Here is a 22,783-nt window from a genome sequence, read left to right as displayed (position 1 = left end):
AAGTCTAATTCATTAAATGACGCACATCTCAAAATCATCTTTGCGCGCACCACACTCGGGGCACGACCAGTTCATGGGAACATCTTTCCACAAGGTTCCAGGCGCAATGCCATCATCCGGACAACCTTTGGCTTCATCGTAGATCCAGCCGCAGATCAGGCACATATAGGTTTTATATTCCATTTGTTATTTCTTTCAGATTGAAATCTTATTTTACGATTTCTGGGCATCGCTTCGCCCCCGAATCTCAAACTTGAAGAGTCTGCATTCCAAGGGGCCATTAAATAATGGGGTGCGTTTGGACTCTTTCATGCGTAAATGGCCCGGTAAGCCCATATCTGCAGTGAGAACAAAGATCTCCCAACCTGCAAAATGGTCTTTCAGTTGCTTACTAAACTGATCGAGTAGCATTGCAAACTTCGGATCGATCGGCTCTTTCACTAAAGGCTCTCGGCTCGTACGTCGTTTTTGCATGTATGCAGCCTTGCTATCACCAAAGACATGGGTTCGATCAGAGTCGCCACCCTTCATAGCTAGGCGCTCTCCATAAGGTGGATTAAATACCATCACCCCTTTTTGGCCTTCGCTTGAATCAATATTCGGCCTAATCGCGATTGCATCCAATTGTCGAACCACAGGCAATCCAGGCAACTGCGCGCGTTGCCAATTTGCCTTACACATGGCAATCATTTTCTCGTTGATATCGCTGCCACTAATTGCAATGGTGTCTTTCTGATGCCGATGCATTTCCGTCTTCGCAGCATCGCAAAGTGTTTGCCAGTTCTTTTTTTCCAGGGAGCTCAAAAAGGGCTTGAGTCGCAAAAAGCCAAAGCCACTTTGCATAACCGATAGCTTCCACGATACGGCTATATTTTGATCGGATGAGCCAAGTATGCGCGCTCGCAGCGCCCCCGCTGGAATATGAAAGGCTATCTGGGCAGCCTCAATCAAAAAGGTGCCGCTTCCGCACATGGGGTCATAAAGCGGCATTGCAGCTTGCCAGTTGGTCAATCGCAAAATCCCAGCAGCGAGATTCTCTTTAAGAGGCGCTTCACCCCTTTCCTCCCGCCAGCCGCGTTTGAACAAAGGCTCACCCGAGGTATCCAAATAGATGGTGGCATGTTGTTGCGTCAAATGAACCTGAATCCGCACATCGGGATTCACTGTATCAATATTCGGGCGCCCACCCGTTTGCTCGCGCAAACGATCAACAATCGCATCTTTGATTCGCAAAGTAGCAAAGTTCAAACTCTTTAGAGGCGATCGTTGTGCGGTGATATCGACCCGAAGCGTTTGATTCGAGGAAAACCAATCTTCCCAACCAATCGCTTTTACTTGATGATAAAGATCATCCTCGGATTTATAGGGTCCGTCGGTCATCTTTAGCAAAACACGACTGGCAATCCGTGAATGCAGATTCATTGCCATTGCTAAGGCAAGCGGTCCCTCAACCCCCATTCCGCCGGTTAAGCTTGACGGGGCTGGGTCAACCGATGATCGCCCAAATGCTTTTATCTCAGGTCGAGCAACAATCTCCTCGAGCTCTTGGGCTAAAACTGCCTCAAGTCCGCCCGGACAAACAATAAAAAATTTCACAATAGGGATCAGCTCGGCTTAATGACTACGAGAGCAGTGACTACCAACATCAGCAAAACTGGAGCCTCATTAAACCATCTAAACCACACGTGGCTTTTGGTATTTTGCTTTTGAACAAATTGCTTAAGGAGACGCTTACATTGCAAATGGTAGCCAATCACAATCAGCACTAATAACACCTTCACATGCATCCAGATCGAGCCGCGGCCAACTCCGTAATACAGCCACAAAATGAGTCCCAAAGCGACCGCTGGCATCATCAGGATGGTCATAAAACGGTAGAGTCGTTGTGCCATACCGATTAAACGTTCATAGGCGATATCGTTGGTTTCTTGTGCCAGATTTACAAAGATACGGGGTAAATAAAAAAGCCCAGCAAACCATGAGGCAATTAAAACGATGTGCAGGGTTTTAGCCCAAAGGTAACCATCAAACATAGAGTCTCTTTATCAAAATTACTGACGTATTTCACCGTGGCCCATAACCACGTACTTCAACGAGGTCAGCCCCTCAAGACCAACGGGGCCACGCGCATGCAACTTATCGTTGGAGATCCCAATCTCGGCACCCAAGCCATACTCAAAGCCATCTGCAAATCGGGTACTGGTATTGACCATCACACTCGCACTATCGACTTCTCGCAAGAAACGATTGGCATGCTCTTGATTTTGGGTAATGATCGCATCCGTGTGCTTACTACCATAATGCTCAATATGATCCATTGCCTCATCAAGACTCTCAACAGTCTTAATCGATAAGATCGGCGCCAGATACTCTGTGCGCCAATCTTCCTCAGTCGCATCGACCAAGTTAGCAAATTGATTCGATTCAAGCAAGGAGCGGGTCTTTGGATCCACGCGCAATTCCACGCCTTTGTCTTGATAAATTCGGCAAAGCTTGGGTAAAACCTGAGGTGCGATCTTGCCATGAACGAGTAGAGTTTCCATCGCATTGCAAGGAGCATAGCGCTGGGTCTTGGCGTTATCACATACTTTAATCGCTAAATCGATATCCGCAGCCTCATCTATAAAGGTATGGCAAATTCCATCGAGGTGTTTGATCATGGGCACTCGGCCATCTTGCATCAGGCGCGCAATCAAACTCTTCCCGCCGCGAGGCACAATCACATCAATGTGCTCGGTCATAGTGATCATTTTTCCGACGGCAGCCCTATCAGTTGTTTGGATCACTTGCACGGCATTGGCTGGTAACTGAGCGGTAGCCAGGCCCTCCTGAATTAATCCAGCTAAAAATGTATTGGAGTCAATTGCCTCCGATCCACCTCGCAAAATGACAGCATTTCCTGACTTTAAGCATAGAGCTGCCGCATCAATCGTGACATTGGGACGGGACTCGTAAATAATGCCAATCACACCAAGGGGTACACGCATTTGCCCAATCAAAATACCTGAGGGTTGCTGTTTAAACGGAGTGATCTGACCGATTGGATCCTCCAGGGTGACGATTTGCTCAAGACCCATGGCCATGGTCTCAATCGATTTCTCGGTCATGGTCAAACGATCCACAAATGCAGCGTCATGACCAGCGGCCTTAGCCCGCTCCACATCACGGGCATTGGCTGCCAGAATCTTTGCGACATCCCGTCGAACTGCCTTCGCAATATTGCTTAATGCCTGATTCTTTTGCTCAGAACTGGCCCTGGCCATCGCCCTTGAAGCGAGGCGAGCTTGCTGACCAATGGTCAGCATCATTTGCTCAATCGTTTGGTTCATCTCATTTGCCATAGTTGATACTCTAACGCAATAAACTCCCAACAAGTCGCAAACCATCCCAAGGATTAGCTGGAAGATCTCGAACCCATAGACCCTTTGCCTGCTTATCTAAATTAGCCGCAAGTATTAGAGCTTGTTTGAGTTTCTTGGGCTGAATACGCTTAAGAGCCATAGGGTAAAGCTTCTCGCGCTTTCCCCAAATGCGGTAATTACGCATGATGGTTGGCAAACTCTCTCCTGCAGTAAGCGCAGTCTGGGCCCGATTAAGCGTTCTTAGCTCATCGCTAATTCCCCACAGAATTAGAGGCAAGGGCTCACCCTCACCTTGTAGGCCATCTACCATTCGATTCAGACGTGCCGCATCACCAGACAGTAGTGCCTCTGTCAGCTCAAATAGATCATAGCGAGCAACTTTGAGAACCGCAGCACGAATTTGCTCATCGGTAATCACTCCGCTGGGATACAAAAGTCCCAGCTTCTGAATTTCTTGATGGGCAGCGATCAAGTTACCTTCAACCTGATCGGCCATCCATTGCAAACTGCGCAGCCCCGCTTCCCCAGGTTCAACGGATTGCGACTGCAGTGACATTCGCTTAGCAATCCATTGGGGTAATTGACTTCGTTCAATCGAATCAATCTGGACCGCCATCCCGGCCTCATCTAACGCCACAAACCAAGCAGAGCCCTTGGTTTTCAGATCAAGACGCGGAAGCTGAATGCACATAATCACGTCAGGCACTGAGCCGGCTGATCCTAGAGAAGTGGCAAAGTTTTTCAGTACATCCGCCCCCTCGCGACCAGGTTTGCCAGTGGGCATACGCAGTTCCACAAAGCGCTTATCGCCAAACAGGGACATGGATTGCCCGATACTTAATAACGATGGCCAATCAAAGTAGCGATCCTGAACCATTACATCGCGCTCAGTAAATCCTTGGGTTTTGGCAAATGCCCTGAGGCTGTCCACAGCCTCCATCATCAGAAGTGGCTCATCCCCCGAAAAAACATATAAGGGATGAAGGCTCTGGGAACCCTTCGCTAGACCAGCCAAATGAATCTGGAAGGCATCACTTTTGATCATTGAAATCGATCAAATAGAAAATTTATTTACTCACCCGACCTAGGGTGGCAATGCGACGCAAGATCTGCAGCGCCAAATCAGAACGCATGCTCTCTAAAAATTGTTGTTGCTGGATATCGGCAGACAATACAGTTGCCACAGTGAAATCGAGATCCCGTATCACATAGATATCGGATTCTGGAATGACTTCGGCACCCGTATTATCAAAAGCGCGGAACACGACCCGATTATTGAGTCGATACGCAGAAATCTGACCCGTCGAGGTATAGGTCAAAATTTGCCGAGTACTATCTTCGCTCACAATATCCAGAATCAAATCGGCATCCTTACCCGAGGTGACTACCTTTGCATTTGTTCCTGTCGAAATAATGCGCTCGAGGTCAAAACGTAATTGGGGCGATGGTCGCCCTGAAATCAAAATCGATTTATAGGGAATAGTGACAGAGCCACGTAAACGAAAACCACATGCAGACAATCCAAAAACTGTTATGAAGCCAAAAAGGCTACTTCTTAGCAGCAGGCGACGATTGAAATTATGAGGTACGCTCATCTGCTTATGCAACCACATTCACCAAGCGACCGGGAACCACAATGATCTTCTTGGGCGCCGCACCGTTTAAGAGTCGCAAAACAGGCTCTGACTGCAAGCTAATGGCCTCAATCGCGTCCTTTGAAGCATCAGCTGGCACCTTAATTTGGCCTCGGTGTTTGCCATTAATTTGCAACACCAACTCAATCTCCGACCGAATCAAAGCAGACTCATCCACATGCGGCCAAGGTGCATCCAATAAAGAGCCAAAGTGCTTGGCAAATCCAAGGTCTTCCCACAACGCATAGGTGCAGTGTGGAACAACGGGATACAAAATGCGTAGCAAAATTCCGAGTGATTCCGAAAGCACTTCAGGACGAATCGAATTTACATCCTGATTTAACTTAAAAGGCTCCAATACATTCAACATCTTCATGGCAGCCGAGACCACGGTGTTGTACTGGCGACGTTGATAGTCAAAATTAGCCTGCTTCAAAATCGTATGCACTTCAAAGCGCAGCTCTTTTTCGTTAGCATTGAGATCGCTTGGAAGGGACGAATGTACTGCTTGTAAAGATTCCGCTTGCGAACTCGCATAGCTCCATAAACGACGCAGGAACCGAGAAGCACCCTCCACGCCTGCACCGGACCATTCAAGTTGCTGCTCAGGTGGAGCGGCAAACATCGTAAATAGCCGTGCCGTATCAGCGCCATACTGATCAATCAGGGCTTGCGGATCAACGCCATTATTTTTGCTTTTTGCCATCTTCTCGACACCACCGATATTGACTGGTGAGCCATCCTTGATGAGCTTAGCTGCAATGGGTCGTCCCTTCTCATCAAGATCAAGCTCGACATCAGCAGGATTAACCCATTGCTTTTTGCCACTCGAATCTTCTTTATAGAAGGTTTCGTTAAGAACCATCCCCTGCGTGAGGAGATTTAGAAAAGGCTCATCAAAACGCACCAAACCTAAATCGCGCATTACCTTGGTCCAAAACCGAGCGTACAGTAGATGCAAGATCGCATGCTCAATTCCGCCAATGTATTGATCCATTGGCATCCAATAGTCATTACGAGAGTCCACCATACTTTTTGCATCGGGACCGGTATACCGCATGAAATACCATGAAGAATCTACAAAGGTATCCATGGTGTCGGTCTCACGCCGTGCAGGCTTACCGCACTTCGGACAATCGACTTTTAAAAAATCTTGACGTTTATTGAGAGGATTACCAGAACCATCTGGCACGCAGTCTTCGGGCAAGACCACAGGTAAATCCGACTCAGGAACCGGCACTTCGCCACAATCAGTGCAGTGAATCATAGGGATTGGAGTCCCCCAATAGCGCTGTCGAGAGATACCCCAATCGCGCAAGCGATAGGTCGTTTTTAGCTCACCAAGACCTCTCTCTTTCAGATCCTTGGCAACGGCTTGCACAGCATCTGGGTGCGATAAGCCGTCATAGGGCCCACTGTAAATACACTCGGTGTTCTCTTTTTGTGCATACCACTCTTGCCAGTGCGAGGTATTAAAAAGATCGGTTACCCCTTTAACAGCAATCACCTGCTTAATAGGCAAATGGTATTTATTAGCAAAGGCAAAGTCACGCTCATCATGGGCGGGAACTCCCATCACTGCACCATCGCCATACGACATCAGTACGTAATTACCAACCCACAGCGGAATTGGCTCATTGGTTAAGGGGTGGGTCACATATAAACCGGTTGGCATGCCCTCTTTTTCTTGGGTCGCCAAATCGGCTTCAATCACACTCCCGGTTTTGCAACGTTCAATGAATTGCGCTAATGCTGGATTGGTTTGTGCCGCCTTGGCAGCCAAGGGATGCTCGGCAGCAACAGCACAAAACGTGACGCCCATGATGGTATCCGCGCGTGTGGTGAACACATACATCTTGCCATCGTTAATGAAACGGCCGGCATCATCCTGAACTTGATGAGTAAATGCAAAGCGTACTCCATGGCTTTTACCAATCCAGTTTTGTTGCATGATCTTGACGCGCTCAGGCCATGCTAGATCATCGAGTCCCGTTAATAATTCTTCAGCATACGCAGTAATATTGAGGTAGTACCCAGGGATCTCTCGCTTTTCAACCAAGGCGCCCGAGCGCCAACCACGGCCATCGATCACTTGCTCATTCGCTAAAACGGTTTGATCTACTGGATCCCAGTTGACGGTTTGGGTTTTGCGATAGGCAATGCCTTTTTCAAGCATCTTCAAAAATAGCCATTGGTTCCAACGGTAGTAATCAGGCTTGCACGTTGCAATCTCCCGCGACCAATCAATTGCGAGACCCATCGCTGCCATCTGACCACGCATGTAATCAATATTTTGATAGGTCCATTGTGCGGGTGGCACATTATTCTGAAGTGCGGCATTCTCGGCTGGCATCCCAAATGCATCCCAACCCATCGGCATTAAGACGTTGTAGCCTTGCATCCGCAGTTGGCGCGCCATCACATCATTGATGGTGTAGTTGCGCACATGACCCATATGCAACTTACCGGAGGGATAAGGCAGCATCGAACAGGCATAGAACTTCGGCTTTAATTGACCAGTGGATGTCTTTGCATCTTCACTAACACGATAGACATCCTGAGCTTGCCACTCATGATGTGCACGCGCTTCAATACTCCGAAAATCGTAATCTTTAGCCTGATGTTTATCCATTAATTGTTCTTGTTGTTAGGGATTAAATTATTTGAGGCCTAAGACGTCTTGCATATCAAACCAGCCCTTAGGTTGGTTTTGCAAAAAAGCAGCGGCTCGTAAGGCGCCCTCGGCATACGATTGACGGCTTGTGGAGCGATGGCTAATTTCGATGCGCTCACCCTCACCGGCAAAGATCACGGTGTGATCACCCACGATATCACCACCCCGTATCGTTGCAAAACCAATGGTGCCTGGCTTACGCTCACCAGTGTGACCCTCACGGGCATACACCGCCAGATCAGCTAGGGAATGACCTTGGGCCTTGGCAATCACCTCACCCATTTTGATAGCCGTTCCTGAAGGTGCATCCACTTTGTGCCGATGATGCGCTTCCACAATTTCGATGTCATACCCCTGGTTAAGCAACTGGGCGGCGACTTGCAAAATTTTGAGGGTGGCATTTACACCCACGCTCATATTAGGCGCAAATACGATAGCAATAGTGTCGGTTGCACCGCGAAGCTGTTGCAGTTGCTCAGCAGTAAAACCCGTGGTGCCAATAATCATTTTGACACCTGCCCGCTTTGCAGCTTCAAGATGCAACAGAGTTCCTTCAGGCCTTGTGAAATCAATTAAATACTCGGCACCCGCTAATCCTTTGGCTAAATCAGACGTAATCAAGACATTGGTTTGTTGACCCAAAAATGCTCCCGCATCCGTTCCTAATAAGGGGCAACTAGGATGCTCAAGAGCACCGGTTAATTGCGCATTGGATGATCTCAAAATCGTGTCGATGAGCATTTTGCCCATTTTTCCGGTTGCGCCCGCAACTGCAAATTTCATTGGCATCGCTAGCTCTCTAATTAATTTTTAACAGGGGTGATCACCACATCAGGCTGCGGTGTTGGGACCGGCAAATTATTAGGCTGGCTAATCACCATCACTTCAGGGGGTGGCCTCTTTACTGGCTTGGGTGGTTTATTTTTACCCGTTAGCACTTCCCAAAAACTGCGCTTCTCCCGCGCATAGTTGTCAATCTCGGCCACAAGCTCTACTTCAGTAGGTAAGGCATCGCCATCAAACTTCACGAGCTTATCGCCTTCAAAAAATAATGTGACGCGTCTCTCCTTACCGATGGTCTGACCCTCGCGCTTAAATTCAAATACATAGTCCCAGCGATTGGCATGAAAATAGCTTGCTAGTAATGGTGTGCCCATAATTTGGCGCACCTGCTCGCGACTCATGCCTGCTTTTAATTGAGCATATTGCTCACTGGAAATAAAGTTGCCTTGAACCACATCAGGGACATATGGCTGGAAAATAGTATTCATCCAAGCTCGCTGAGTATTGTCAACCGCCGAGGTACACGCACCCAAACCAAGACAGGCGCACAACACGATCAACATCCGTGATGCAAAAGCTCGATTTGGCTTGCGGCAAGTAAAAATGCTAATCTGCATGGGTCAACAGTTCAACGTATCATTAAGTATCTGATTTTAGCGCCCAAACCTGCCAATCGAGCCAAATCGTATGAGCCAAAACGCCACCCCCGCCGACCTCCGTGAAATCGGTCTAAAAGTCACGGCGCCACGGATGAAAGTCCTTGAGTTTTTTCAGGAAAACGCGGATTCGCACTTTAGTGCCGAAGAGGTCTACATGGCACTTGTTAAGGATAACTCCGATATCGGCTTAGCCACGGTCTATCGCGTTTTAACCCAATTTGAGCAAGCCGGAATCCTGCTAAGAAGCCATTTTGAGTCGAGTAAGGGGGATAGCCGAGCCATTTATGAGCTTAATGAAGGAAATCATCACGACCATCTTGTGTGCCTTGACTGTGGTCATGTCGAGGAGTTTGTGGATTCGGCCATTGAAAAACGCCAAAACGAAATTGCCAAATCCCTCGGGTTTAAGCTCCAAGAGCATTCTCTGGCGATGTACGGTCATTGCCAGAAAAAGAACTGTCGCAATAAGAAAAAGTAATTGATCCAATTACTCACTGAGCTTGTATGCCACAGTTCTACCTAGCGGGTGATTGGGCCCAATCTAATCTACCAAAACAACTTCTACCAGTTGATAATGATTTAGCCCATCACTTGCGCGTTCGTCGTATCGGAGCAGATGATGTATTCACTGTGTTTGATGGTAAAGGCCATACCGCGGTAGGAAGAGTCTCCAGAACGAACGAAACCTATTCCCAGATTGAAATTGAACAAATCCAAGAAGATCGCCAGCGCGAGCTCCCTTATCGCATAGACCTAATTCAGGGACTTGCCAGCGGTGACAAAATGGATTGGGTCATCGAGAAAGCTGTTGAAACGGGGGCGACAAGCATCACCCCCATTGAGTGTGAACGCTCGGTGGTCAAACTCAAACATGACTCAAAGCGACTAGAAAAACGTCTGCTTCATTGGCAGGCAATCGCGCAAGCGGCGTGTGAGCAATGCGATCGCAGCGTCATTCCAGAAGTTAACGCAATCCAACATCCTCGGGATGCATTCAAACAAAGTGTGGCTGGGTTAAAAATCCTTTTGAGCACAACGACCACCGATTCGCTGCATCAATTTCTAAATCGGCATCCACCCCAAAGCATTGCACTTGCGATTGGTCCAGAGGGAGGGTTTTGCCCTGAGGAAGAGGAATATGCCAAACAGGCTGGTTTTACCGCCTTATCACTTGGTCCACGCATTCTACGAACAGAAACGGCTGGGATCGTTACGATCTCAGCCGTAGAGAGTATTTGGAGCTTAAAGACGAGTTAAGCGAACGAGTAAAAGACTCGATATGGGACGCGGCGCTCTGACCAAAACTCAACGGCATCGCGGAACACATCTAGGAGAGTCTCCCTGGCTTCTTTGTCAAACTTTTGAGTGCAAGGCAAACCCTCGAGGACCACCACAAAACCTGGCTGAGGACCAGCTTTGTCAACCAAGGTTGTCAGAGCATCTAACAGGGGATCAAAGTTTTTAGCCTGCTGCTTGGTAAACATATAGGCATTCGCAATTGCTTCGAGCACCTCACCCTTGGTATTGGCATTGGTGCAGCTCGCATACACAAAGTGCTGTCCAAGTTCAGTGGCAGCCTCAGCTAGATCACTAGTCCTGAATGCACGAATCGATTGCACGATATTGGGGCGCACACTGCGCAACATTGCTGGGGGACCGGCATCCCTCATAGCCAAAGCAGCACGCCAAGAAGCTGTCACTTTTTTTCCTAGGTCTTGATTGGCAGCATAGGTCTGGAGACGCGACAGACCACCTTGTGCATAAATGCTCGCCGCCGAGATCTCGCGATCGGCTTGACCATTTCTGTCCCAATTTTCTGCGCGGCTGTGATCTTCGACGCTTGCTGAAGTAATGTTTTCAGGAAGAATATTCATGATGGATAGTAGATTACCCTTATCCCGCCCCTAAATCAAGCCTAATCCAAGAACTAATTTGATAAGTTATTGATTTTTATCAATAATTTAAAAGTGAGCGACTACTTACTAAGTATATTTCCCTTTTAAAATAAGCCCTTGGATTGGGTAGCAGCCTCTACAACCGCAAGTGTGCTCACATTGACAATCCGACGCACCGTGGCCGCCGGAGTCAAAATATGAATCGGTTTTGCAACCCCGAGCAAAAGTGGTCCGATTGCAACACCATTACCAGCGGCAGTTTTCAATAAGTTATAGGAAATATTGGCGGCATCAATATTGGGCAAGACCAATAAATTGGCCTCTCCACGCAAGCTTGAGTTTGTAATCGCACCAGCCCGAATTTCCGGGTCCAGCGCACAATCACCGTGCATTTCACCATCCACCTCAAGCTCAGGAGCAGCTTTTTGCAAAATCGCCAATACCTCACGCATTTTTGCAGCCGATGGCGCATCACTGGAACCAAAGTTCGAATGCGAAAGTAAGGCAACTTTCGGGGTCATACCCAACTTGCGCATCTCGCTCGCAGCTAAGAGTGTGATTTCAGCTAACTCAGCAGCGCTTGGATCAATATTGACATGGGTATCTACCAAGAAGACTTGGCGATTCGGCAGTATCAGCCCCGACATTGCTCCATACACTGTTGCACCCGGTTCATGACCAATGACCTCATCAATGTATTTCAAGTGCATGGCAGTGTTGCTGATCGTGCCGCAAATCATGCCATCGGCCTGCCCTTTTTTGAGGAGAATAGAGCCAATTAAAGTATTGCGGCGGCGCATCTCGAGCTTCGCGAAGGACTCGGTCACCCCCTTACGCTCAGTGAGTTGCAAATAAGTTTGCCAAAAATCACGATAGCGCACATCACTTTCCGGATTGACGATCTCGATATCTACGCCTGATTTCATGCGCAGGCCGTATTTCTCGATGCGATGCTCAATCACCGATGGACGCCCAATGAGGATGGGGTTCACCAAACTTTCGTCGAGCATGATTTGCACGGCACGCATCACACGTTCATCCTCACCCTCACAAAAGACAATCCGTTTTTGCTCCATCGGAATCTTCTTCGCAATCCCAAACAAGGGTTTCATGACTGTGCCCGAGTGATACACAAACTGCTGCAATTGATCTTTGTAAAGAGCAAAATCTTTGATGGGTCGACTTGCAACTCCGCAGTCCATGGCGGCCTTCGCAACGGCTGGTGCAATTACCGTAATTAGGCGCGGATCAAACGGTTTCGGAATTAAATAATCGGGGCCAAAAGCCAAGTTCTCGCTACTGTAAACCGCCGCCACCACATCACTTTGTTCTGCTTGAGCTAATTCAGCAATTGCCTTCACTGCCGCGATTTCCATCTCAGTGGTAATGGTGGTTGCCCCAACATCCAAAGCCCCGCGAAAGATGAATGGGAAGCACAGGACGTTGTTCACTTGATTGGGGTAATCCGTTCGCCCAGTTGCCATTACGGCATCGGGACGAACCAGCTTGACCTCCTCCGGCAAGATCTCAGGGGTTGGATTTGCTAAGGCAAACACAAGTGGCTTATCTGCCATTATGGCAACCATCTCGGACTTTAAAACTCCACCAGCCGATAAGCCCAAAAATACATCAGCCCCTTCAATCACATCGCCTAAGGTGCGCTTGTCGGTCTTTTGCGCAAATGGTGTTTTCTGCGGATCCATGAGCTCAGTGCGGCCCTCATAAACCACACCGACAATATCGGTTACCCAGATATTGCTCTTAGGTAAGCCAAGATGAACCAATAACTCCAAACAGGCCAGCGCGGCCGCGCCGGCACCGGATGTCACTAACTTAACCTTCGTAATATCTTTACCAACAACTTTTAGACCATTGAGAATCGCTGCTGCCACCACAATGGCTGTGCCATGTTGATCATCATGAAAGACTGGAATCTTCATGCGCTCACGGAGTTTGCGCTCGACCAAGAAGCAATCCGGGGCCTTAATATCCTCGAGGTTAATTCCGCCAAAGGTCGGCTCCAGGGCAGCAATTACTTCAACTAATTTATCGGGATCGCTTTCGTTGACCTCGATATCAAACACATCAATCCCAGCAAACTTTTTAAAAAGTACTGCCTTGCCTTCCATCACCGGCTTACTGGCGAGTGCGCCAATATCACCCAAACCTAACACAGCCGTACCGTTGGTGACCACCCCAACTAAATTACCACGAGCGGTATAGCGAAATGCAGTGGCAGGGTCTCGTTTGATTTCTTCACAAGCCGCTGCTACACCTGGCGTGTAAGCCAAAGAAAGGTCACGTTGATTGGTTAATTGCTTGGTGGGGGCAATTGATATTTTGCCGGGGACCGGAAACTCGTGGTACTTAAGGGCAGCCTCACGCAAAGCCTTAATTTGCTCTTCTTTATTTTGATTAGGTTTATTGCCAGATTGACTCATAGGGTTCCACGGGTAATGAAATAAAAGGGCTTGGAGCCTTAAACAGGAATGCTAAAAGCTCTATTCTATTCCTCTGAAGACTGTCCCTTTGAATGCCCTCTTGAATGGCAGGTCTTGTAAGAATGGGGCTTTAAAGCCCGCCTACAATATAAGGATGACGAAGCAATTCCTTCAAAACCCGCCATCTGATACCCACCAACTCGGGGAATTTGAGTTAATTCGCGATATTTTCAAGACGCGCGCTTTGCAAATGATGAGGGCTAAACCGCAACATGCTCCGCTTCTTGGCATTGGTGATGATGGGGCATTGATTGCCTGTCATTCAAACGAGGAAGTGGTCATCACAACCGATATGTTGGTAGCTGATCGGCACTTCTTTGCGGATACCGACCCTTACCTCGTCGGGAAAAAATCCCTAGCAGTGAACTTATCGGATCTTGCCGCAATGGGTGCTAAGCCGACCGGATTTACTCTGGCGCTCGCCTTACCGAAACAAAAGCAAGCATGGCTGCATGGATTTGCGAATGGTCTTTTTGACTTAGCCGATCTATTTGATTGCCACCTAATTGGCGGCGATACCTGTCAAGGGCCATTAACGATTAGCATCACAGCTTTTGGTGTGGTTCCAAATGGACAAGCGATTAAACGATCGGGCGCTCAGGTGGGCGACTCCATTTGGGTCTCTGGTGCACTGGGCGATGCTCGTCTAGCACTCGGATGCATTCGTAAAGAATGGTCTTTGGATCTAGGCGCCGAAGAACTCAATCAGATCAATCAACGCCTTCATTCGCCGCTGCCCCGAGTGGCACTCGGAATTGCTCTGCGTGAAATCGCAACGGCAGCCTTAGATGTGTCAGATGGATTATTAGGCGATTTGCGACACATTTTGGAATCATCCCATGTGAGCGCCAAAATTAACGTGGACGCCTTGCCTTGCTCACCGGTGTTGCGTCGGCAAGATCAGGCAATTCAGTATCAATGCGCAGCCTCTGGTGGCGATGACTATGAGCTTTGCTTTACTGCAAACCCAGATCAACATGACAAGATTGCGAGTCTCTCAAGAGAGCTCGGACTCCCTCTGACTTGTATCGGCCAAATTACCGAAGTCCAGAATGAAAGTTTGATGATACTCGAGGATAGTGTGGGCATGCCACTAAGCCCCGAGAAATCCCAAGCGCTGCTGAAATCCTTTGATCACTTTCGAGATTAGAGATTGATGAAAGCAACTCGCCACCCATCATTAAATTGGATGCTGGGATCCGTGCATCGGGTATTTGGTATTGGCTTTGGGAGCGGCCTTGCTCCAATTGCTCCAGGCACGGCTGGCACCCTGCTTGCCTGGGCTTTGTTTTTGATCCTAAACGCAGTTCTTTCAACAACGTCCATGTTTGTTCTGCTTAGCATTGGAACGCTCTACGGACTATGGGCTTGCGGGCAATGTGGTCACGATCTAGGCCGTCCCGATGATGGCTCGATTGTTTGGGATGAAATCATCTCCTTTGTTTGGATCCTATTGTTGATTGGATCCAATAATGTATGGGTACAAGCAATCGCATTTTTAATCTTTCGAGTTTTTGATGCCGCCAAACCTTGGCCCATCAATCGCATCGATCAATACTTTAAGAAAAACTGGGTCCATCAAGAACGTATCAACCCATCGCAGATCATCAAACATGGTTTTGGAATCATGATTGACGATCTCATTGCCGCTTTCTTTACTATTTTGATCGTGATGCTTGGAATACACTGGCTAATATGAACTCATCCATCACCCCACTGGTTCAACAATTAGCTCAAACTTTGTTAGCTAAAGGTCTCAAGATTGCCTCAGCCGAGTCATGCACTGGAGGTTTATTGGCTGCACACCTCACGAGCCTTGCTGGATCCAGCGACTGGTTTGAGCGGGGCTTTATCACCTACAGCAATCAAGCGAAAGAAGAGAGTATTGGCGCATCAAAGGAGTTGATCGAACAATATGGGGCCGTGAGTGAAGAGGTTGCAAAGGCTATGGCCAAAGGCGCTCTCAACCATAGCCTAGCCCAAGTTAGTGTTGCTATTACTGGAATTGCAGGGCCAGGCGGAGGAAGTGCGAATAAACCCGTTGGGATGGTTTGCTTTGCTTGGGGAATGCAAGTGGCTGATCAAATCCAAACCCGCGCACAAACGAAACAATTTAGCGGTGATCGTCAGAGCATTCGGGAGCAGGCTTGCGTTTACGCGATCGAGTCACTCCTTGGGCAACTCATTGCAAGCGAGTCCCGCTAATTTGACTTCAACCAGCCTTTGTGGCGGAAGTAGCCCAAAGGAATCATTGCCGAGATGATCATGGTAATGATTGCCAGTGGGTAGCCCCAAGTCTCTTTGAGTTCAGGCATGTACTCAAAGTTCATACCCCAAATGCTTGCCAATAAGGTTGGGGGCATTAAGGCGACCGAGACCACCGAGAAGATCTTAATGATTTTGCTTTGGTTCAGACTAATAAAGCCAACCGTCGCATCCATCAAGAAGTTAATCTTGTCAAATAAGAATGCTGTGTGATTCTCTAGAGAATCAATGTCTCGCAAAATTTGACGCGCTTCTTCTTGCTGTTCGTCGGACAATAATTTGCTTCGCATCAGAAATGACAGTGCGCGCCGCGTATCCATGACATTGCGACGAATTCGGCCGTTAGTATCTTCTTCAGTGGCAATCGTCTCAAGAACTTCTGCTGCGTCGGCGTCGGTGATCGTTTCCGACAAAACACGTTTACCCGCGCGCTCAAGATTTTCATAGACCTCTTCAAGCGCATCTGCCGAGTACTCGGCATCGGTTGAGTACAAGTCAAGGAGCACATCCTTAGCATTACTGACCGAACCGGGACGCAAACGCGCCCGCAAGCGTACCAAACGGAACACTGGTAAATCTTCATCGTGGATCGAGAACAAGACCTGATTGGTCAGGACGAACGCCACCCTCACGTTGCGTGATGTATCTTCTTCGTCAAGCAAAAAGTCGGTGCGAATATGCAGATGCCCATCGTCTGCCTCAAAATAGCGTGCAGACGCCTCCAGGTCCCCAAGATCGTCCAACTCAGGGAGTTGAACGGCAAAAGCCTCTTTAATCCAAAGCAGCTCTTCCTCTTCAGGGTCAATCACATCAATCCAAATTGGATTGTGGTGTTGGAGCAGTTCATTGCGATCTTCGACTTGCTCTTGCGATAGACGGCCGTTTTGTAGGACGAACAAGTTGATCATGGTGAACTCCCGACGAATGCGCTAGTTTATCCTATGCACTATGAATCGTTCATTACATTTGGCAAAAAATCCGGGGTCCTTTCGGGATCAGATCGAGGCTGCCTGGGCATCCCAGGGCAGCATGCTCTGCCTAGGTCTAGACCCCGATCCCCAGCGCTTCCCGCCCAGCATAGGCAAAGGCCCCAAAGCCATCCTCAATTTTTGTAAAGAAATTGCGGATTCATGTGCTGACCTGGTGTGTGCATTTAAACCACAGTTTGCGTACTTTGCCTCCCAACGAGCAGAGGACCAACTGGAAGACCTGATCGCCCACCTCAAAAGATCCTACCCACAGATCCCCATTATTTTGGATGCCAAACGGGGTGATATTGGGAGTACCGCCGAACATTACGCATTAGAAGCGTTTGAGCGTTATGGGGCCGATGCCGTGACGGTCAATCCATACATGGGTAAAGACTCGATCGAACCCTATCTTCAGCACTCGGGCAAAGGGGTCATCATCTTGTGCCGTACCTCCAATCCAGGCGGGTCCGATATACAAAACCTTCCCATCAACAGCAACCAAGCAGTGTTTGAACGCGTTGCACACCTTGCCAAAGAGTGGGATCAAGCGGGTCAAATTGCACTTGTGGTGGGAGCCACCTTTCCCCAAGAAATCGCCCGAGTTCGAGCCATCGTCGGCGCCATGCCCTTACTCATCCCTGGAATCGGGGCGCAAGGCGGGGATATTGAAGCGACGGTTGCTGCGGGGCAAGTAGCGAATAAACCCGGAACGGGAATGATGATTAACTCATCGCGCGCCATTTTGTATGCGAGCAACGGAAAGGACTTTGCAGAAGCTGCCAGAAAAGTAGCAATAGCAACCCGTGATGCGATTCGATCTGCGCAGGCCAAATAAAAAGATGCTTGGTATTACTAGCGGTTTTTAGGCAAAGCTACACGATCCATATTCTCTAAAATAAATTGCTGACGCGCCCCAAAATCAATACTGCCGCGTTTGCAATATTTACTCTTATCGAAGCACTTTGGCGCTGGTAAAGCAGATGCTAATGCGACTGCCTGTTCGCGACTAATATTTTTTGGATTAGTCACATAGTAGTGAGAAGTCGCTGCACCAATCCCAAAAATCCCCTCACCCCATTCAACGGAATTCATATAAATCTCAAACATCCGCTGTTTGGAAAGCATCAACTCTAAAAGTCCGGTAATGACTAGCTCCTGTACTTTACGTAGGTAGTTTTTTTCAGAGGAAAGAAATAAATTCTTGGCCAATTGCTGTGTGATTGTGGAGCCGCCGCGCACCACCTTGCTGCCGCCTTTTTGGTTTCGCTCCCAGGCTTTTTGCATATCCTCAACACGAACCCCGCTGTGTTTAAAAAAGATATCGTCTTCACTTACCAGAATCGCCCGCTTTAAATCATTGCTGATCTGCTCGTACGAAACCCAACGATGCTGGATTGGGCAGCTCAGATTCCAGTGACAAAGACGCCAACGTTCCGCCCTCTGAAATGCTGTACTGCTTGGATTCATGAATGCCCATAGACCAATTTGGATCACAAAGTAAAACTGCAAACCGATCAGTCCCCAAGCCATGCATTTGAGGAAATATATGACCCATGACATGATTTAAGCGTACCGAAGCTGTGCAATAACAGCCCGAGTATCTAAACATTTGATGTCCACTTGATGCCACTGACTAAAGGCAACGGCAGCTTGCTCTACCAACATTCCCAAGCCGTCACTGATCCGACAGCCGCGCTGCAAGGCTTGCTCCATAAATACCGTGGTTTTGCCGTATACCAAATCATACGCAAAGCAACCAGGGCAAAACACGTGATCTGCCGCTAATGTGCTTAAAGGACTTTGGTCCTCGAGTCCAGCTGAGCTCGAATTAATCACAAGTGAGAATGCAGGGGTCGTTTGATCCTCCAATTGAGCGATGCTGCTTGCCATTAACTCCACGTCAAGCTCTGTTGCTAAAGACTGAAATATCGACACGAGCTCGTGAGCTTTTTGAGCTGTGCGATTGGCAATCCAAATCCGTTTGGGCTTTTGGTTTAGCAGTGGCTCAATGATCCCGCGACTTGCACCACCGGCCCCCACAATCAGGACATCTGCTTCACAAATGGCAACCCCTTGAGAAAGCAGATCAGCCACTAACCCAGCACCATCGGTGTTATCGCCCCAGAGTACTCCGTCTTTTTGCCAGACTGTATTTACGGCACCTGCTAAGCGAGCACGGGTAGTCAATTGTTTGCATAACTGATAGGCATCCAATTTAAACGGAATGGTGACGCTCGCACCCTTACCACCAAGGACAAAAAATTGGGTGAGCATTGCTGCAAATCCATCCACTGACGGCTGAATCCTTAAATAATCCATTTCTTGCTGGGTTTGTATCGCAAACCGCTCATGAATTAAGGGGGACTTGCTATGCCCAATCGGATTACCAAATACCGCATAAATATTTTTGCTAACAAAACGATTTGGCTTCAGCTCAGTCAAAAAGGGATAGTGACTCATGGTTTGGCACCCCTTAATTCCAGTCGATTACCAGATTGATCTTTCAAATCGCGTGTGAACTCAAACGTTGAAACCCAATCCAAAACATCGATCTGCTGACGCATCTCACTTGGAAACACTCCGAACGGAGCGGCGGCGCGCACAATCGCCACTGCTTGACGATCAAGCTCTGGAATACCGGATGAGTGACTTACTTCAATACCATCACGCCCTTTGACGTTATTAGTAATTCGACCCTCTGCATCAACACTAACAGTTAACACCAAGCTACCATACAACGGCCGACCCTGGACGCGAGGAAAAAAAGTATTGCCATAGGCTTCAATCTTTTGACGCATACCATCATAGTAATAGGCAAACGCAACCGTTTTGGTACTGCTTGCACTAAGGACCGCGCGACGTGGAAGACGACCCTCAGGGCTAAGTCGTCTAGCAAGCTCGGCTTCCAACGCATTGGTCTGAGAGAGCTGTTTAGATTCTTCGCCCGATCGCATTCCACTGGCCTGTTTTTTATCGGTATCTAATTTGGATAACAATTGCTTTTGGCGCTTCTCAAGTGCCTCTAACTTAGCATCGGCACCCAAGTGGGCGCGGTGCAAGGCACTCGCATCCTCCCGAATAGTTAGGCCCCCACCATCTAAATTAGCCTGCGCTAATTTCTGTGCTTTTTGAGGAGGCGCGGGGCTAGATGCATTCACGAGCACAATACTCAATGGTGTATTGAAACGCCTCTCAGTTTCTGGCGGATTGAACCAGCGCTGACTCAATAGGGCAAGGTGAACCAGCAGAGATATGGCTAATGCGATCCATAGCGGCTTAATAGACCGACTCACCTCAAATGAATGCAGAGTCAGTCTCATTCTGGTAAATCCCCTTCTACCTCAGCACTGACTTCACTCGGGCTAGTTTCCAGCTCAAGCACACGGGCCTTAGCAGATAGGTCTAAAAGATCTATATCCATAACTTCGATCTTAGCGCGGGTGAGACGAGGATGACTCGCCAATTCAGGGATGGGTAAATGCAGTGGAATAGGCTCAAGCCGCGACATACCCTCTTTCAGATGACGTGCGTAGATTGAATGGGGCAATCCAGCCTGCGCCAACCAACGCAAGCACCAATAGCGCTCCATGCGTGACTGATATTCCCCGTACTGAAGATATACCGTATCGAAATCAGCGGCAATTCCCATGATCTCCGAGTCTTTTGGAGGAAAGGGAGCTGTCATCTTCGCTGTTACGCCATTTCGAATCATGGCAATCAATTGCCATTGATTTACAAGATCTGCATACCGACGTAATGGCGAGGTACACCACGCATAACAATCAACACCCAAGCCCTCATGAGGGCCAGGGGTGGTTTGCATCCGTGTACGCTGAGGACCCCAACCTTTCTGGGTGCGGAATAGCGCCGGTAAACCATGCTCAGCTAGCGCTTGTCCCCAAATCTGATTACATAAGATCATGCATTCGGCCACGATGGTATCCAAAATCGAACCTCGAACACGAGGCTCAATCACGATTTCATTGCTTGACGAAGTGATCTTGAAATTGAAATCCCGGATTAAAGCATTTGGATCAGCTTGACCCAAGACCTCCGCTCGCAAGCCGTCTTTGACACGCTGCTCTTGACGTTTTTGATGCTCATTTTGAGCCAAAGCCCACAATCGAGTCAGCGCTTCGTGATGCGGCAACGATGAGTTCTCTTGGGCCAAGAAGGCTTCGTCAACTAGTGGTTCCCAATCGTCTAAGCGAAGATTAGTTTCAATCGGCACTAACTCGAGAGCACTTTGCACAGGCGTCTGGGTTCGTTGGCCAGAGGCATCTATCTCAAGATATAAAGAAATGGCAGGATGGGCTGAGCCTGCATCTAAAGAGAAATACTGAACAAACTGCTTTGGCAACATGGTAATTTTGTCACCCGGGAAATAAACCGTTGACATTCGTTGACGCGCAACTTGATCAAAACGATCGCCCTTTTGAATCAGCAAACCAGGTGCTGCAATATGAATACCCAATCGATATAGACCATTACCGATAGGCGTTAATGACAAGGCATCATCGATTTCTGTTGTGCTTGCATCATCAATTGAAAATGCTTTCACTTGGGCAGTCGGCAAGCCGGTAATGGCCTTTTCAAATTCTTCTGGTGTAAATTGAAAATCGCTTGCGAAGCCTGTCCCTTTCGGAAAATGCGCTTGCACAAATTGGCCATGATGGTAAGACTGCGGGGAATCCAAAGCACCACAGCGCATCAGCAAACGCGCCGGATGTTCTCCTGTCTGTTCACAAGCCCCATGAAAAGCTTTGTATGCCAAGCTATTTTTATCTGGACGGAACAGCAAGCTATTCACCTGCGAATGTAAAGCATCTGGTAGCCTTCCTTCAATCAGCTCTTCCTGCCATGCTTGTTGTTGTAGAAGCTCTCTTTGCCTGCGCTCAATTGCCGCTAATCCCGCCTGCAGTTGCTCGAGTGGTGCCCGCATAAAGACGCCTCGCCCCTTGCGTCGAAAGTAAACAGGGGCTCCTTGCAATGCAATCGCTAAACCGATTAATTGGGGCGTACTTATGGTGTCCCCAAAATACTCTTTGGCAATTGTCTGGAAAAAAAATTCTTGGTCGGGCGCGCAATCCCATAGAAGTTGTAAATCAATTGTTGCAGCAATACCATGCGCTTCTTCAAGAACTTCTTGAGGATTCGCAAGATCAAATTGCAGCCATACCTCTTTAGCCTTTAGCTTGAGATGCTTGCCTGATAAAGCGCTTGCCTGCCATGACTGAGTCTCTCCAGACCCTGAGGATGACAAGACGGTCGCGATTCGCAGCTCACCGCCTTCTTCATATAGCAAATGCATTAAAGCGAAATCCCGCCACTAGCCTCGATGGTTACACCATTGACATAACTGGCTTCATCGCTCGCTAGAAATAGATACACATTCGCCATTTCCTCGGGAGTGCCTAAGCGCGCCATCCACGAACGCTGCTCAATACTTTGCAAAATGTTCTCGGGCATCGCCTTGACCATCTCGGTTGCAATAAATCCAGGACACACAGCATTCACCCGAATCCCTTTTTGCCCGAACTCACGGGCCCAGGTTTTGGTAAATCCAATCACGCCAAATTTAGTTGCAGAGTAATTGGTTTGACCAAAATTACCGTAGATACCGACCACACTCGAGGCATTGACGATCGCGCCCTTTTTTGCTTCTAGCATATGGGGAACCACCAATTGGGTGCAATTAAAAACGCCTTTGAGATTAACATCGATCACCGCATCAAATTGCACTTCGGTCATTTTCACCAAGCGGGCATCTTGAGTAATTCCTGCGTTGTTAATCAATATATCAATGCGATGATGTTTGGCGATGATGTCGTCAACCGCACGCTGAATACTGGCTCGATCGGTGACATCCAACACATAGGGCTCCGCATGCTTGAGTTGGCCGACGGCGTCCATTACCGCAGCTTCATTTAGATCGGCCAACATGACCTTGGCTCCCTCCTCGGCAAACCGTTTAGCAGTTGCAAAACCAATTCCTTTGGCTGCTCCAGTAATGAGTGCCACTTTGTTTCGTAAACGCAT

General features: G+C 48.3%; 23 protein-coding genes. 6 read left to right on the top strand and 17 right to left on the bottom strand.

From position 1 onward, the window contains the following. Positions 1-12: 12 nt before the first annotated feature. The 9 genes from QUE66_RS01205 to QUE66_RS01165 all read right to left on the bottom strand — a co-directional run bounded on the left by QUE66_RS01205 (position 13) and on the right by QUE66_RS01165 (position 9,070). Complete coding sequence (locus QUE66_RS01205; protein ID WP_108507762.1) at positions 13-183, bottom strand: rubredoxin; 171 nt, start codon at positions 181-183, stop codon at positions 13-15. 30 nt (positions 184-213) lie between these two features. Continuing rightward, a complete protein-coding gene (locus QUE66_RS01200; RefSeq protein ID WP_286223922.1) occupies positions 214-1,596 on the bottom strand; it encodes a THUMP domain-containing class I SAM-dependent RNA methyltransferase in 1,383 nt (460 codons plus the stop codon). Between the two features lie 8 nt (positions 1,597-1,604). Continuing rightward, on the bottom strand, positions 1,605-2,033 hold the full coding sequence (locus QUE66_RS01195; RefSeq protein ID WP_286223921.1) for a CopD family protein: 429 nt from the start codon (positions 2,031-2,033) through the stop codon (positions 1,605-1,607). Positions 2,034-2,051: 18 nt separating this feature from the next. Continuing rightward, positions 2,052-3,329 carry a glutamate-5-semialdehyde dehydrogenase gene (locus QUE66_RS01190; protein WP_286224694.1) on the bottom strand — a complete coding sequence of 426 codons (1,278 nt, stop codon included), beginning with the start codon at positions 3,327-3,329 and terminating at the stop codon, positions 2,052-2,054. 22 nt (positions 3,330-3,351) lie between these two features. Continuing rightward, complete coding sequence (gene holA / locus QUE66_RS01185) at positions 3,352-4,407, bottom strand: DNA polymerase III subunit delta (protein WP_286223920.1); 1,056 nt, start codon at positions 4,405-4,407, stop codon at positions 3,352-3,354. Positions 4,408-4,429: 22 nt separating this feature from the next. Continuing rightward, positions 4,430-4,882 (bottom strand): LPS-assembly lipoprotein LptE, encoded by a 453-nt coding sequence (locus QUE66_RS01180; RefSeq protein WP_286223919.1) that lies wholly within the window; start codon positions 4,880-4,882, stop codon positions 4,430-4,432. Positions 4,883-4,961: 79 nt separating this feature from the next. Then, positions 4,962-7,628, bottom strand: coding sequence for a leucine--tRNA ligase (gene leuS / locus QUE66_RS01175; protein ID WP_286223918.1), 2,667 nt, complete (start codon positions 7,626-7,628; stop codon positions 4,962-4,964). Positions 7,629-7,655: 27 nt separating this feature from the next. Next, the gene (gene dapB / locus QUE66_RS01170) at positions 7,656-8,453 is read right to left on the bottom strand and encodes a 4-hydroxy-tetrahydrodipicolinate reductase (protein ID WP_286224693.1); all 798 of its coding nucleotides are present in this window, start codon (positions 8,451-8,453) and stop codon (positions 7,656-7,658) included. A 20-nt stretch (positions 8,454-8,473) separates the two neighbouring features. Continuing rightward, the gene (locus QUE66_RS01165) at positions 8,474-9,070 is read right to left on the bottom strand and encodes an outer membrane protein assembly factor BamE (RefSeq protein WP_286223917.1); all 597 of its coding nucleotides are present in this window, start codon (positions 9,068-9,070) and stop codon (positions 8,474-8,476) included. 70 nt (positions 9,071-9,140) lie between these two features. Here QUE66_RS01165 and fur point away from each other — a divergent pair, with 70 nt between their 5' ends. Next, positions 9,141-9,590: a ferric iron uptake transcriptional regulator gene (gene fur, locus QUE66_RS01160; protein ID WP_286223916.1), complete on the top strand. Its 450-nt coding sequence runs from the start codon at positions 9,141-9,143 to the stop codon at positions 9,588-9,590. A 26-nt stretch (positions 9,591-9,616) separates the two neighbouring features. After that, positions 9,617-10,369: a 16S rRNA (uracil(1498)-N(3))-methyltransferase gene (locus QUE66_RS01155; RefSeq protein WP_286223915.1), complete on the top strand. Its 753-nt coding sequence runs from the start codon at positions 9,617-9,619 to the stop codon at positions 10,367-10,369. On the opposite strand, the gene QUE66_RS01150 is transcribed toward QUE66_RS01155, so the two are convergent. Together QUE66_RS01150 and QUE66_RS01145 are read right to left on the bottom strand one after the other, a co-directional pair. Then, positions 10,366-10,986, bottom strand: a complete 621-nt coding sequence (locus QUE66_RS01150) for a barstar family protein (RefSeq protein ID WP_286223914.1) — start codon at positions 10,984-10,986, stop codon at positions 10,366-10,368. The genes QUE66_RS01155 and QUE66_RS01150 overlap by 4 nt on opposite strands. 125 nt (positions 10,987-11,111) lie before the next feature. Further along, positions 11,112-13,448 carry an NADP-dependent malic enzyme gene (locus QUE66_RS01145; protein ID WP_286223913.1) on the bottom strand — a complete coding sequence of 779 codons (2,337 nt, stop codon included), beginning with the start codon at positions 13,446-13,448 and terminating at the stop codon, positions 11,112-11,114. A 154-nt stretch (positions 13,449-13,602) separates the two neighbouring features. Here QUE66_RS01145 and thiL point away from each other — a divergent pair, with 154 nt between their 5' ends. Genes thiL through QUE66_RS01130 form a run of 3 tightly spaced genes read left to right on the top strand, consistent with a single transcriptional unit; the run spans position 13,603 to position 15,713 of the window. Continuing rightward, positions 13,603-14,658 carry a thiamine-phosphate kinase gene (thiL, locus tag QUE66_RS01140; RefSeq protein WP_286223912.1) on the top strand — a complete coding sequence of 352 codons (1,056 nt, stop codon included), beginning with the start codon at positions 13,603-13,605 and terminating at the stop codon, positions 14,656-14,658. A gap of 6 nt (positions 14,659-14,664) precedes the next feature. Further along, positions 14,665-15,207, top strand: a complete 543-nt coding sequence (locus QUE66_RS01135; RefSeq protein ID WP_286223911.1) for a phosphatidylglycerophosphatase A family protein — start codon at positions 14,665-14,667, stop codon at positions 15,205-15,207. Further along, positions 15,204-15,713: a CinA family protein gene (locus QUE66_RS01130; RefSeq protein WP_286223910.1), complete on the top strand. Its 510-nt coding sequence runs from the start codon at positions 15,204-15,206 to the stop codon at positions 15,711-15,713. Before QUE66_RS01135 ends, QUE66_RS01130 begins: the two co-directional genes overlap by 4 nt. Here the strand turns inward: QUE66_RS01130 and corA are convergent. Beyond that, the gene (gene corA / locus QUE66_RS01125; RefSeq protein ID WP_286223909.1) at positions 15,710-16,681 is read right to left on the bottom strand and encodes a magnesium/cobalt transporter CorA; all 972 of its coding nucleotides are present in this window, start codon (positions 16,679-16,681) and stop codon (positions 15,710-15,712) included. The genes QUE66_RS01130 and corA overlap by 4 nt on opposite strands. 40 nt (positions 16,682-16,721) lie before the next feature. Between corA and pyrF the strand changes: the two genes are divergently transcribed. Then, a complete protein-coding gene (gene pyrF / locus QUE66_RS01120; RefSeq protein WP_286223908.1) occupies positions 16,722-17,579 on the top strand; it encodes an orotidine-5'-phosphate decarboxylase in 858 nt (285 codons plus the stop codon). A gap of 17 nt (positions 17,580-17,596) precedes the next feature. Here pyrF and mtgA read toward each other — a convergent pair whose 3' ends face one another. From mtgA to QUE66_RS01095, 5 genes are read right to left on the bottom strand one after another with little or no spacing between them, the layout of a single operon-like run. Beyond that, positions 17,597-18,304 (bottom strand): monofunctional biosynthetic peptidoglycan transglycosylase, encoded by a 708-nt coding sequence (gene mtgA / locus QUE66_RS01115; protein ID WP_286223907.1) that lies wholly within the window; start codon positions 18,302-18,304, stop codon positions 17,597-17,599. 3 nt (positions 18,305-18,307) lie between these two features. Continuing rightward, positions 18,308-19,204 carry a shikimate dehydrogenase gene (aroE, locus tag QUE66_RS01110; protein WP_286223906.1) on the bottom strand — a complete coding sequence of 299 codons (897 nt, stop codon included), beginning with the start codon at positions 19,202-19,204 and terminating at the stop codon, positions 18,308-18,310. After that, positions 19,201-20,064, bottom strand: a complete 864-nt coding sequence (locus QUE66_RS01105; RefSeq protein WP_286223905.1) for an energy transducer TonB family protein — start codon at positions 20,062-20,064, stop codon at positions 19,201-19,203. Before QUE66_RS01105 ends, aroE begins: the two co-directional genes overlap by 4 nt. Continuing rightward, positions 20,061-22,055 (bottom strand): ribonuclease catalytic domain-containing protein, encoded by a 1,995-nt coding sequence (locus tag QUE66_RS01100; RefSeq protein WP_286223904.1) that lies wholly within the window; start codon positions 22,053-22,055, stop codon positions 20,061-20,063. Before QUE66_RS01100 ends, QUE66_RS01105 begins: the two co-directional genes overlap by 4 nt. Beyond that, on the bottom strand, positions 22,055-22,783 hold the full coding sequence (locus QUE66_RS01095) for a beta-ketoacyl-ACP reductase (protein ID WP_286223903.1): 729 nt from the start codon (positions 22,781-22,783) through the stop codon (positions 22,055-22,057). Before QUE66_RS01095 ends, QUE66_RS01100 begins: the two co-directional genes overlap by 1 nt.

This window comes from Polynucleobacter sp. HIN6 (assembly GCF_030297575.1).
GTDB lineage: Bacteria > Pseudomonadota > Gammaproteobacteria > Burkholderiales > Burkholderiaceae > Polynucleobacter.
Note: the sequence above shows the minus strand (reverse complement) of the source record. Positions and strands in the feature narration are given on the sequence as shown.